Raw genomic sequence first — 12220 nt, 5'->3', positions numbered from 1 at the left:
TCACACCGCCCTCATCAGCAGGGTCGCGGCGATCAGGATCGCCGTGCCCCCGAACATCGAGACCGCGTAGCTGCGGGCGTAGCCGTTCTGCAGCTTGCGCAGCCGGCCCGAGAGCCCGCCGACCGAGGCGGCCGTCCCGTTGACCACCCCGTCGACCAGGCTGTGGTCGACGTACACGAGCGAGCGGGTCAGGTGCTCCCCGCCGCGCACCAGCACGACGTGGTTGAAGTCGTCCTGAAGGAGGTCCCGCCGGGCCGCCCGGGTGAGGAGCGAGCCGCGCGGGGCGACGACCGGGACGGGCCTGCGTCCGTACATCGCCCAGGCGATGGCGACGCCGACGACGAGGACGACCATGGTGGCCAGCGTCACCGTCAGGGCGCTGACCGGCGGGTTTCCGTGCGCGTACCCGGTGACGGGCTCCAGCCAGTTCAGGAACCGGTCGCCGATGGCGAAGAAGCCACCGGCGAAGACCGACCCGAAGGCCAGCACGATCATCGGGATGGTCATGGACTTCGGGGACTCGTGCGGGTGCGGCAGCTCGCCGGGGTGCGCCTCGGCGCCGGGCTCGACACCGGGGGTCGTGGCCGGGTCCGGGGCGGGCTGCCAGCGCTTCTCGCCGAAGAAGGTGAGGAGCATGACGCGGGTCATGTAGAACGCGGTGATCGCCGCGCCCAGCAGGGCCACTCCGCCGAGGATCCAGCCCTCGGTGCCGCCCTTGGCGAAGGCCGCCTCGATGATCAGGTCCTTGGAGAAGAAGCCGGACAGGCCCGGGAAGCCGATGATGGCCAGGTAGCCGAGGCCGAAGGTGACGAAGGTGATCGGCATGTACGTGCGCAGGCCCCCGTACTTGCGCATGTCGACCTCGTCGTTCATCCCGTGCATCACGGAACCGGCGCCGAGGAAGAGGCCCGCCTTGAAGAAGCCGTGCGTCACCAGGTGCATGATCGCGAAGACGTAGCCGATCGGGCCGAGGCCCGCGGCCAGGATCATGTAGCCGATCTGCGACATCGTCGACCCGGCGAGGGCCTTCTTGATGTCGTCCTTCGCGCAACCGACGATCGCACCGAAGAGGAGCGTGACCGCGCCCACGATGGTGACCACGAGCTGCGCGTCGGGCGCCCCGTTGAAGATGGCGCCCGAGCGGACGATCAGGTACACGCCCGCCGTCACCATCGTCGCCGCGTGGATCAGGGCCGAGACCGGGGTCGGGCCCTCCATCGCGTCACCGAGCCAGGACTGCAGCGGCACCTGGGCCGACTTGCCGCAGGCGGCCAGCAGCAGCATCAGGCCGATCGCCGTCAGCTTGCCTTCCGACGTCTCACCGACCGCGCCGAACACCGGCCCGAAGGTGAAGGTCCCGAAGGTGGTGAACATGACCATGATCGCGATCGACAGGCCCATGTCGCCGACGCGGTTGACCAGGAAGGCCTTCTTGGCGGCCGTGGCCGCGCTGGGCTTGTGCTGCCAGAACCCGATCAGGAGGTACGAGGCGAGACCCACGCCCTCCCAGCCGAAGTACAGCAGCAGGTAGTTGTCGGCGAGGACCAGCAGCAGCATCGCCGCGACGAACAGGTTGAGGTAGCCGAAGAAGCGGCGGCGGCGCTCGTCGTGCTCCATGTACCCGATCGAGTACACGTGGATGAGCGTGCCCACCCCGGAGATCAGCAGGACGAAGGTCATCGACAGCTGGTCGAGCTGGAAGGCGATGTCCGCCTGGAAGCCCTCCACCGGGATCCAGGTCCACAGCTGCTGGTGCAGGGTCCGGTCGTCGGCGCTGCGTCCCAGCATGTCGGCGAACAGCACGGCGCCGATCCCGAAGGAGACGGCGGCGAGCACGGTGCCGATCCAGTGGCCGGACTTGTCGAGACGCCGGCCGCCGCACAGCAGCACCGCCGCTCCGAGCAGGGGCGCTGCCACCAGCAGCGCAATCAGATTCTCCACTGTGAACGCCCCTTACAGCTTCATCAGGCTGGCGTCGTCGACCGAGGCCGAGTGGCGGGTACGGAACAGCGACACGATGATCGCGAGGCCCACCACGACCTCCGCGGCGGCGACGACCATCGTGAAGAACGCGATGATCTGGCCGTCGAGGTTGCCGTGCATCCGCGAGAAGGTGACGAAGGCGAGGTTGCAGGCGTTGAGCATCAGCTCGACGCACATGAACAGCACGATCGCGTTCTTGCGGATCAGCACACCGGCCGCGCCGATGGTGAACAGCAGGGCCGCCAGGTACAGGTAGTTGACCGGATTCACTTCGAGGCCTCCTCTCGCCCGAGGCGCTCCGAGGACCGCTGCTCCAGTGCCTTGAGGTCGTCCAGCGCCTCGCTGGAGACGTCCCGGATCTGGCCGCGGGCGCGCAGCGTCTTGTTGACCGTCAGCTCGGAGGGGGTGCCGTCCGGCAGCAGGCCGGCCACGTCCACCGCGTTGTGCCGGGCGTAGACGCCGGGCGCGGGCAGCGGCGGGAGCTGGACGCCCTCGCGGACGCGGCGCTCGGCCAGTTCGCGCTGGGTGGCGGCCCGCTCGGTGCGCTCGCGGTGGGTGAGCACCATCGCGCCGACGGCCGCGGTGATCAGCAGCGCGCCGGTGATCTCGAAGGCGAAGACGTACTTGGTGAAGATCAGCTGGGCCAGGCCCTCGACGTGCCCGGCGGAGTTGATCCGGCCGAGCCCGTTGAAGTGGGTGAGGTTGGCGTGGCCGATGCCGGCGATCAGCAGGATGCCGAAGCCGAGACCGCACAGGACCGCCAGCCAGCGCTGCCCCTTGATGGTCTCCTTCAGGGAGTCGGCTGCGGTGACGCCGACGAGCATGACCACGAAGAGGAAGAGCATCATGATGGCGCCGGTGTAGACGATGACCTGGACGACGCCCAGGAAGTACGCCCCGTTGGCGAGGTAGAAGACCGCCAGGATGATCATCGTCCCGGCCAGGCTGAGAGCGCTGTGCACGGCCTTCTTCATCAGGATCGTCGCGAGTGCGCCGATGACGGCGACCGTGCCGAGGACCCAGAACTGGATCGCCTCACCCGTCGAGGTCAGGGTGGCTGCGGCGAGGGCGCTCATGCCTCCACCTCCTCGGACTTCTCCGCGACCTCGCCCTTGGAGACGGCCACCTGCCGGACCGTGCCGGGGGCCGCCCCCGTCACCCGTCCGCGGTAGTAGTCCGTGTCCTCCGTGCCGGGGAACATCGCGTGCGGCGCCTCGACCATGCCCTCGGTGAGACCGGCGAGCAGCTGCTCCTTGGTGTAGATGAGCGATTCGCGGCTGGAGTCGGCCAGTTCGAACTCGTTCGTCATGGTCAGCGCCCTGGTCGGGCACGCCTCGACGCACAGCCCGCACAGGATGCAGCGGGCGTAGTTGATCTGGTAGACCGCGCCGTACCGCTCACCCGGGGAGTAGCGCTCCTCCTCGGTGTTGTCCTCGCCCTCCACGTAGATGGCGTCCGCGGGGCAGGCCCAGGCGCACAGCTCGCACCCGATGCACTTCTCCAGACCGTCCGGGTGCCGGTTGAGCTGGTGCCGTCCGTGGAAGCGCGGGGCGGTGGTCTTGTGCTCCTCCGGGTACTGCTCGGTGAGGCGCTTCTTGAACATGGCCTTGAAGGTCACGCCGAAGCCGGCCACCGGGTTCTGCCACTTCTCATCAGACATTCTCAGCACCCTCCTCTCGGTCACTGTCAGTATTCGCCCCGCCACTGACAATCAGCTCCCGCTCTCCGCGGGGCCGTCGGCGCGGTACGGGTGCCAGGTGCTGGCCGGGCTTGGGCGGTACGGGGAATCCGCCCGCCAGCGGGTCGAAGGGCTCGGCCTCGGCGGCCTTGCCGGCCTCCTCGGCGGCGGCCTTCTCCCGCTTGTCGCGGAAGAGGTCGGCGACGAAGGAGAGGAGCAGGACCGCCACGACGGCGCCGCCGACGTAGAGGACGATCTCGCTGAAGTCGTACGCCTCGTTGCGCAGCGCCCGGACGGTCGCGACCAGCATCAGCCAGACCACGGAGACCGGGATCAGGACCTTCCAGCCGAGCTTCATCAGCTGGTCGTAGCGCACGCGAGGCAGCGTGCCGCGCAGCCAGATGAAGAAGAAGAGCAGCAGCTGCACCTTGAGGACGAACCAGAGCATCGGCCACCAGCCGTGGTTCGCGCCCTCCCAGTACGTCGAGATCGGCGCCGGGGCCCGCCAGCCGCCCAGGAAGAGGGTGACCGAGACCGCCGAGACGGTGACCATGTTGACGTACTCGGCGAGCATGAACAGCGCGAACTTGATCGACGAGTACTCGGTGTTGAAGCCGCCGACCAGGTCGCCCTCGGACTCCGGCATGTCGAAGGGGGCGCGGTTCGTCTCGCCGACCATCGTGATGACGTAGATGATGAAGGACACCGGCAGCAGGACGATGTACCAGCGGTCCGCCTGGGCTTCCACGATCGCCGAGGTCGACATCGACCCGGAGTAGAGGAAGACCGAGGCGAAGGCCGCGCCCATCGCGATCTCGTAGGAGATCATCTGCGCACAGGAGCGCAGGCCGCCGAGGAGCGGGTACGTCGAGCCGGAGGACCAGCCCGCCAGCACGATGCCGTAGATGCCGACCGAGGCCACCGCGAGGATGTAGAGCATCGCGATCGGCAGGTCGGTCAGCTGCATCGTGGTGCGCTGGCCGAAGATGGACACCTCGTCGCCCGGGGGCCCGAAGGGGATCACCGCGATGGCCATGAAGGCCGGGATCGCCGCGATGATCGGGGCCAGGACGTAGACGACCTTGTCGGCCCGCTTGACGATGACGTCTTCCTTGAGCATCAGCTTGACGCCGTCGGCGAGCGACTGGAGCAGGCCCCAGGGTCCGTGCCGGTTGGGGCCGATGCGCAGCTGCATCCAGGCGACGACCTTGCGCTCCCACACGATGGAGAAGAGCACGGTCACCATCAGGAAGGCGAAGCAGAACACCGCCTTGACGACGACGAGCCACCAGACGTCCTTGCCGAACAGGGACAGGTCCTCGGCGGCGAGCTGTACGAGGTCACCGTGTACCGCGTTCACGCGTCCACCTCCGCAGTGGTGCCGGCGGCGCCGGCCGGGGTCGCCGGGCCGATGCGTACGAGGGTGCCCGGGCGGGCGCCGGTGTCGGCGAGGACGCCCGACCCGGTGGAGTTCAGCGGGAGCCAGACCACCCGGTCGGGCATCTCGGTGATCCGGAGCGGGAGTTCCACGGAGCCGGCCGGGCCGGTGACCGCGAGGACGTCCCCGTTCTTGACGCCCGTCTCGGCGGCCGTGGCCGCCGACAGCCGGGCGTTCGCCTCGTGCCGTGTACCGGCCAGGGCGTCGTCGCCCTCCTGGAGCTTGCCCTGGTCGAGGAGGAGCCGGTGGCCCGCGAGGACCGCCTCGCCCGCTCCCGGACGGGGCAGCGGCACGGTGTCCGCGGACTGCTCGGCGGCGCGCTCCCCGGTCCACGGGCCGAGCCCGTCGAGTTCCCGGCGTACGGCGTGCACGTCGGGCAGCGCGATCGGCCGGTCGGCCGCGTCGGCCAGCATGTGCAGCACGCGGGCGTCGGCGGGGGCGAGCCGGCGGGTCATCTGGTCGGGCTTGAGCGCGGCCTCGAACGGCCGGACCCTGCCCTCCCAGTTGATGAACGCGCCCGCCTTCTCGGCCACCGCGGCGACCGGGAGGACCACGTCCGCGTGGTCGGTGACCTCGCTGGGCCGCAGTTCCAGGGAGACCACGAAGGCCTCCTGGAGCGCGATCCGGGCGCGGGCCGGGTCCGGCAGGTCCGCGACCTCGACGCCCGCGACCAGCAGGGCCGAGAGCTCGCGTCCGGCGGCGGCCTCGATGATCTGGCCGGTGTCACGGCCGTAGCGGTGCGGGAGTTCGTCCAGTCCCCAGGCGGTGGCGACCTCGTCGCGGGCCCGCGGGTCGGTGGCCGGGCGGGCGCCGGGCAGCAGCGACGGCAGCGCGCCCGCCTCGACGGCGGCGCGCTCACCGGCCCGGCGCGGGATCCACACCAGCGTGGCCCCGGTCGCGGTGGCGGCCCGTACGGCGGCGGTCAGCGCGCCGGGCACCCCGGCGAGGCGCTCCCCGACGATGATGACCGCGCCGGGCTGACGCAGCGCGTCGGCGGCGGCGGCCCCGCCGGCCTCCAGGCCGGTGCGGGAGGCCAGTGCGTCGAGCCACTCGGGCTCGGTGCCGGGGGCGGCGGCCAGCAGGGTGCCGCCCGCCTTGTCCAGGCCGCGGGTGGCGAAGGGGGCGAGGGCGAAGGTCCGCTGCTTGTGCTTGCGGTGGGCCTTGCGCAGCCGCAGGAAGACCCCGGGGGCCTCCTCCTCGGACTCGATGCCGGCGAGCAGCACCGCGGGCGCCGCCTCCAGCGAGGTGTACGTGACCCCGCCGCCCCCGAGGTCCTTGCCGGTGCCGGCCACGGTGGCGGCCAGGAAGTCGGCCTCCTCCGCGCTGTGCACCCGGGCCCGGAAGTCGATGTCGTTGGTGTCGAGCACCACCCGGGCGAACTTGGCGTACGCGTAGGCGTCCTCGACGGTGAGCCGGCCGCCGGTCAGTACTCCGGCCCGGCCGCGCGCGGCGGCCAGTCCGTTCGCCGCGGCCTCCAGGGCCTCGGGCCAGCTCGCCGGCTCCAGGACCCCGGCGGTGTTGCGTACCAGCGGGGTGGTGAGCCGGTCCCGCTGCTGCGCGTAGCGGAACCCGAAGCGGCCCTTGTCGCAGACCCATTCCTCGTTGACCTCGGGGTCGTCCGCGGCCAGCCGGCGCAGCACCTTGCCGCGGCGGTGGTCGGTCCGGGTCGCGCAGCCGCCCGCGCAGTGCTCGCACACGCTCGGGGAGGAGACGAGGTCGAAGGGGCGGGAGCGGAACCGGTACGCGGCGGAGGTGAGGGCGCCGACCGGGCAGATCTGGATGGTGTTGCCGGAGAAGTACGACTCGAACGGGTCGCCCTCGCCGGTGCCGACCTGCTGGAGCGCGCCGCGCTCCAGCAGCTCGATCATCGGGTCACCGGCGATCTCGTTGGAGAAGCGGGTGCAGCGCGCGCACAGCACGCACCGCTCACGGTCCAGCAGCACCTGGGTGGAGATCGGGACGGGCTTCTCGTACGTCCGCTTGCGCCCGTCGAAACGGGATTCGGCGTTGCCGTGCGACATCGCCTGGTTCTGCAGGGGGCACTCACCGCCCTTGTCGCAGACCGGGCAGTCCAGCGGGTGGTTGATGAGCAGCAGCTCCATCACCCCGCGCTGGGCCTTGTCGGCGACCTCGGAGGTCAGCTGGGTCTTGACCACCATGCCGTCGGTGCACGTGATGGTGCAGGAGGCCATCGGCTTGCGCTGGCCCTCGACCTCGACGATGCACTGGCGGCAGGCGCCGGCCGGGGAGAGGAGCGGGTGGTCGCAGAACCGGGGGATCTCGATGCCGAGCTGCTCGGCGGCCCGGATGACGAGGGTGCCCTTGGGAACCGAGAGCTCGGCCCCGTCGATGGTCAGCGAGACCAGATCTTCCGGCGGTACGGCGCCCCCTCCGCCACCGGCGGGAGCGTTACTGGTGACGGTCATGCGTTCACCTCCGTGTCAGCCCAGAGGGTCGACTTCTTGGGGTCGAAGGGGCAGCCCTTGCCCGTGATGTGCTGCTCGTACTCCTCGCGGAAGTACTTGAGCGAGGAGAAGATCGGGCTGGCCGCGCCGTCGCCGAGCGCGCAGAAGGACTTGCCGTTGATGTTGTCGGCGATGTCGTTCAGCTTGTCGAGGTCGGACATGACGCCCTTGCCGGCCTCGATGTCGCGGAGCAACTGGACCAGCCAGTAGGTGCCTTCGCGGCACGGGGTGCACTTGCCGCAGGACTCGTGGGCGTAGAACTCGGTCCACCGGGTCACCGCCCGCACCACGCAGGTCGTCTCGTCGAAGCACTGGAGCGCCTTGGTGCCGAGCATCGAGCCGGCCGCGCCCACGCCCTCGTAGTCGAGCGGGACGTCGAGGTGCTCGTCCGTGAACATCGGGGTGGAGGAGCCGCCCGGGGTCCAGAACTTCAGCCGGTGTCCGGGCCGCATCCCGCCGCTCATGTCGAGCAGCTGGCGCAGGGTGATCCCGAGCGGGGCCTCGTACTGGCCGGGCCCGGCCACGTGTCCGGAGAGCGAGTACAGCGTGAAACCGGGGGACTTCTCCGTCCCCATCGCCTTGAACCAGTCCTTGCCCTTGTTCAGGATCGCGGGAACCGAGGCGATCGACTCCACGTTGTTGACGACAGTGGGGCACGCGTAGAGCCCCTCCACGGCAGGGAAGGGAGGACGCAGCCGGGGCTGACCGCGCCGGCCTTCGAGGGAGTCGAGCAGAGCCGTCTCCTCGCCGCAGATGTACGCGCCCGCCCCCGCGTGCACCGTGATGTCGAGATCGAGCCCGCTCCCCAGGATGTCCTTCCCGAGGTACCCGGCCTCGTACGCCTCACGGACCGCCAGGTGCAGGCGCCGCAGGACCGGCACCACCTCGCCGCGCAGGTAGATGAAGGCGTGCTGCGAGCGGATCGCGTAGCACGCGATGATCATTCCCTCGATGAGGGAGTGCGGGTTGGCGAAGAGAAGGGGGATGTCCTTGCAGGTTCCCGGTTCCGACTCGTCCGCGTTCACGACGAGGTAGTGCGGCTTTCCGTCGCCCTGCGGGATGAACTGCCACTTCATTCCGGTGGGGAAGCCCGCGCCGCCGCGTCCGCGCAGGCCCGAGTCCTTCACGTACGCGATGAGGTCGTCCGGGGTCATCGCGAGTGCCTTGCGCAGACCCTCGTAGCCCTCGTGGCGCCGGTAGGTCTCCAGCGTCCACGACTCGGGTTCGTCCCAGAAGGCCGACAGGACCGGTGCGAGGAGCTTTTCCGGGCTCGTCCCGTTCTTACTCAGTTCAGTCGACACGGTCATCACTCCCCTCCCTCGGTGGTGCTCTCGCCGCGCGGGTGCACGATCGGGGTGTGCGGGGACTCACCGCGGGCGATGCGCAGCCCGATCAGGGAGGCGGCCCCGGCGCCGCCGGTGGCCTCGACCGCGCCCTCGCGCTCGTCGGGGAAACCGGCCAGGATCCGGGCGGTCTCCTTGTACGTGCACAGCGGCGCGCCCCGGGTCGGGGAGACCTCGCGGCCCGCCAGCAGGTCGTCGACCATGGCCTTGGCGGACTCGGGCGTCTGGTTGTCGAAGAACTCCCAGTTGACCATCACCACGGGGGCGAAGTCGCAGGCCGCGTTGCACTCGATGTGCTCCAGCGTGACCTTGCCGTCGGGGGTGGTCTCGTTGTTGCCGACCCCGAGGTGCTCCTTGAGCTCCTCGAAGATGGCGTCGCCGCCCATCACCGCGCACAGGGTGTTCGTACAGACGCCGACCTGGTAGTCCCCGGAGGGCTTGCGCCGGTACATCGTGTAGAAGGTCGCGACGGCCGTGACCTCGGCGGTGGTCAGGCCCAGTACGTCGGCGCAGAAGCGGATGCCGGTGCGCGAGACGTAGCCCTCCTCCGACTGGCAGAGGTGCAGCAGGGGCAGCAGCGCGGAGCGGCTGTCGGGGTAGCGGGCGATGACTTCCCGCGCGTCCGCTTCGAGCCGGGCGCGTACTTCGGCCGGGAAGTCGGGGGCGGGAAGCTGGGGCATCCCCAACTGGATGTCGGTCATCGGTCGACGCCTCCCATCACGGGGTCGATGGAGGCGACGGCGACGATGACGTCGGCGACCTGGCCGCCCTCGCACATCGCGGCCATGGCCTGCAGGTTGGTGAAGGACGGGTCGCGGAAGTGGACCCGGTACGGGCGGGTGCCGCCGTCGGAGACGACGTGCACGCCGAGCTCGCCCTTCGGCGACTCGACGGCGCTGTACGCCTGCCCGGCCGGTACCCGGAAGCCCTCGGTCACCAGCTTGAAGTGGTGGATGAGGGCCTCCATGGAGGTGCCCATGATGTTCTTGATGTGGTCGAGCGAGTTGCCGAGGCCGTCCGGGCCCATCGCCAGCTGCGCCGGCCAGGCGATCTTCTTGTCGGCGACCATCACCGGTCCCGGCTCCAGCCGGGCCAGGCACTGTTCGACGATCCGCAGCGACTGGCGCATCTCCTCCAGGCGGATCAGGAACCGCCCGTAGGAGTCGCAAGTGTCGGTGGTCGGCACGTCGAACTCGTAGTTCTCGTAGCCGCAGTACGGGTCCGACTTGCGCAGGTCGTGGGGCAGGCCCGCGGAGCGCAGGATCGGGCCGGTGGCTCCGAGCGCCATGCAGCCGGTGAGGTCGAGGTAGCCGACGTCCTGCATGCGGGCCTTGAAGATGGGGTTGCCGGTGGCGAGCTTGTCGTACTCCGGCAGGTTCTTCTTCATGGTCTTCACGAACTCGCGCAGCTGGTCGACGGCGCCCGGGGGCAGGTCCTGCGCGAGGCCGCCGGGGCGGACGAACGCGTGGTTCATGCGCAGTCCGGTGATCAGCTCGAAGATGTCGAGGATCAGTTCGCGGTCGCGGAAGCCGTAGATCATGATCGTCGTCGCGCCCAGCTCCATGCCGCCCGTGGCGATGCACACCAGGTGGGAGGAGAGCCGGTTGAGCTCCATCAGCAGGACGCGGATGACGGTGGCGCGGTCCGGGATCTGGTCGGTGATGCCGAGCAGCTTCTCGACGGCGAGGCAGTACGCCGTCTCGTTGAAGAACGGCGTCAGGTAGTCCATGCGCGTGACGAAGGTGGTGCCCTGCGTCCAGTTCCGGTATTCGAGGTTCTTCTCGATGCCGGTGTGCAGGTAGCCGATGCCGCAGCGGGCTTCGGTGACCGTCTCGCCGTCGATCTCCAGGATCAGGCGGAGCACTCCGTGGGTGGACGGGTGCTGGGGGCCCATGTTGACGACGATCCGCTCGTCGTCCGCGCGGGCCGCGGACTGGACGACCTCGTCCCAGTCGCCGCCGGTGACGGTGTAGACGAGGCCTTCGGTGGTCTCCCGGGAGGAGGCGTGATTCGAAGTGGACATCAGCTGTACGACCTCCGCTGGTCGGGAGCCGGGATCTGGGCGCCCTTGTACTCGACGGCGATGCCGCCGAGCGGGTAGTCCTTGCGCTGCGGGAAGCCCTGCCAGTCGTCCGGCATCATGATCCGGGTGAGGGCCGGGTGCCCGTCGAAGACCAGACCGAAGAAGTCGTACGTCTCGCGCTCGTGCCAGTCGTTGGTCGGGTAGAGGGAGACGAGCGAGGGGACGTGCGGGTCGCTGTCCGGTACGGACACCTCCAGCCGCAGGAGGCGGCCGTGGGTGAGCGAGCGCAGGTGGTAGACGGCGTGCAGCTCGCGGCCCTTGTCCTCCGGGTAGTGCACGCCGGAGACGCCGGTGCACAGCTCGAAGCGCAGGGCGGGGTCGTCGCGCAGGGTGCTCGCGACCCGGACGAGGTGCTCGCGGGCGATGTGGAAGGTCAGCTCCCCCCGGTCGACCACCGTCTTCTCGATGGCGTTCTCGGGGACCAGGTCCTGCTCCTCCAGGGCGCCTTCGAGTTCGTCGGCAACCTCGTCGAAGTAGGAACCGTACGGGCGGCTGGTGGCGCCGGGCAGGCGTACGGAGCGCACGAGGCCGCCGTAGCCGGAGGTGTCACCGCCGTTCCGGGCGCCGAACATGCCGCGCTGGACGCGGACCTCCTCGCCGTGGTCCCCGCGCTGGCCGGGGAGGTTCTGGCGGCTGAGTTCCTTGTCGGGGTTGGGTTCGCGGGTCTCACTCACCGGAGCAGCCCCTTCATCTCGATGATGGGGAGGGCCTTGAGGGCCGCCTCCTCCGCCTCGCGGGCCGCCTCTTCCCGGTTCACGCCGAGCTTGGAGCCCTGGATCTTCTGGTGGAGCTTGAGGATCGCGTCCATCAGCATCTCGGGGCGCGGCGGACAGCCGGGCAGGTAGATGTCCACGGGGACGATGTGGTCGACGCCCTGGACGATCGCGTAGTTATTGAACATTCCGCCTGAAGATGCACAGACCCCCATGGAGATGACCCATTTGGGAGCGGGCATCTGGTCGTACACCTGCCGCAGCACCGGCGCCATCTTCTGGCTGACCCTGCCCGCCACGATCATCAGATCGGCCTGGCGCGGCGAGCCGCGGAAGACCTCCATGCCGAAGCGGGCCAGGTCGTACCGGCCCGCTCCGGTGGTCATCATCTCGATGGCGCAGCACGCGAGGCCGAAGGTCGCGGGGAAGACGGATGACTTGCGCACCCAGCCCGCGGCCTGTTCGACGGTGGTCAGCAGAAAGCCGCTCGGCAGCTTCTCTTCCAGTCCCATGGGAA

General features: G+C 69.7%; 11 protein-coding genes. All 11 read right to left on the bottom strand.

The genetic code is table 11. The annotated features are described in order from the left end of the window. The 11 genes from nuoL to ACGFYQ_RS23045 are packed head-to-tail and all read right to left on the bottom strand — an operon-like array spanning position 1 to position 12215. Positions 1-1941 (bottom strand): NADH-quinone oxidoreductase subunit L, encoded by a 1941-nt coding sequence (gene nuoL, locus ACGFYQ_RS23095; protein ID WP_393746777.1) that lies wholly within the window; start codon positions 1939-1941, stop codon positions 1-3. Positions 1942-1953: 12 nt separating this feature from the next. Beyond that, positions 1954-2253: an NADH-quinone oxidoreductase subunit NuoK gene (nuoK, locus tag ACGFYQ_RS23090; RefSeq protein WP_007265827.1), complete on the bottom strand. Its 300-nt coding sequence runs from the start codon at positions 2251-2253 to the stop codon at positions 1954-1956. Then, on the bottom strand, positions 2250-3059 hold the full coding sequence (locus tag ACGFYQ_RS23085; RefSeq protein ID WP_393746774.1) for an NADH-quinone oxidoreductase subunit J: 810 nt from the start codon (positions 3057-3059) through the stop codon (positions 2250-2252). Before ACGFYQ_RS23085 ends, nuoK begins: the two co-directional genes overlap by 4 nt. Continuing rightward, entirely contained in the window at positions 3056-3643 is a 588-nt protein-coding gene (gene nuoI / locus ACGFYQ_RS23080; protein WP_393746772.1) for an NADH-quinone oxidoreductase subunit NuoI, read from the bottom strand. Before nuoI ends, ACGFYQ_RS23085 begins: the two co-directional genes overlap by 4 nt. Then, entirely contained in the window at positions 3636-5021 is a 1386-nt protein-coding gene (gene nuoH / locus ACGFYQ_RS23075) for an NADH-quinone oxidoreductase subunit NuoH (RefSeq protein ID WP_393746770.1), read from the bottom strand. Before nuoH ends, nuoI begins: the two co-directional genes overlap by 8 nt. Beyond that, a complete protein-coding gene (locus tag ACGFYQ_RS23070; RefSeq protein ID WP_393746768.1) occupies positions 5018-7525 on the bottom strand; it encodes an NADH-quinone oxidoreductase subunit G in 2508 nt (835 codons plus the stop codon). The genes nuoH and ACGFYQ_RS23070 overlap by 4 nt, the downstream gene beginning before the upstream one ends. Further along, positions 7522-8871: an NADH-quinone oxidoreductase subunit NuoF gene (nuoF, locus tag ACGFYQ_RS23065; protein WP_393746766.1), complete on the bottom strand. Its 1350-nt coding sequence runs from the start codon at positions 8869-8871 to the stop codon at positions 7522-7524. Before nuoF ends, ACGFYQ_RS23070 begins: the two co-directional genes overlap by 4 nt. Continuing rightward, positions 8871-9608 (bottom strand): NADH-quinone oxidoreductase subunit NuoE, encoded by a 738-nt coding sequence (gene nuoE / locus ACGFYQ_RS23060; protein WP_393746764.1) that lies wholly within the window; start codon positions 9606-9608, stop codon positions 8871-8873. The genes nuoF and nuoE overlap by 1 nt, the downstream gene beginning before the upstream one ends. Continuing rightward, entirely contained in the window at positions 9605-10930 is a 1326-nt protein-coding gene (locus ACGFYQ_RS23055; RefSeq protein WP_393746762.1) for an NADH-quinone oxidoreductase subunit D, read from the bottom strand. The genes nuoE and ACGFYQ_RS23055 overlap by 4 nt, the downstream gene beginning before the upstream one ends. Further along, positions 10930-11664, bottom strand: coding sequence for an NADH-quinone oxidoreductase subunit C (locus ACGFYQ_RS23050; protein WP_393746760.1), 735 nt, complete (start codon positions 11662-11664; stop codon positions 10930-10932). Before ACGFYQ_RS23050 ends, ACGFYQ_RS23055 begins: the two co-directional genes overlap by 1 nt. Continuing rightward, the gene (locus ACGFYQ_RS23045; protein WP_030010012.1) at positions 11661-12215 is read right to left on the bottom strand and encodes an NADH-quinone oxidoreductase subunit B family protein; all 555 of its coding nucleotides are present in this window, start codon (positions 12213-12215) and stop codon (positions 11661-11663) included. Before ACGFYQ_RS23045 ends, ACGFYQ_RS23050 begins: the two co-directional genes overlap by 4 nt. Positions 12216-12220 lie beyond the last annotated feature (5 nt).

The organism is Streptomyces sp. NPDC048258, from assembly GCF_043201995.1.
GTDB lineage: Bacteria > Actinomycetota > Actinomycetes > Streptomycetales > Streptomycetaceae > Streptomyces.
This window is presented reverse-complemented; position numbering and strand designations above follow the sequence as displayed.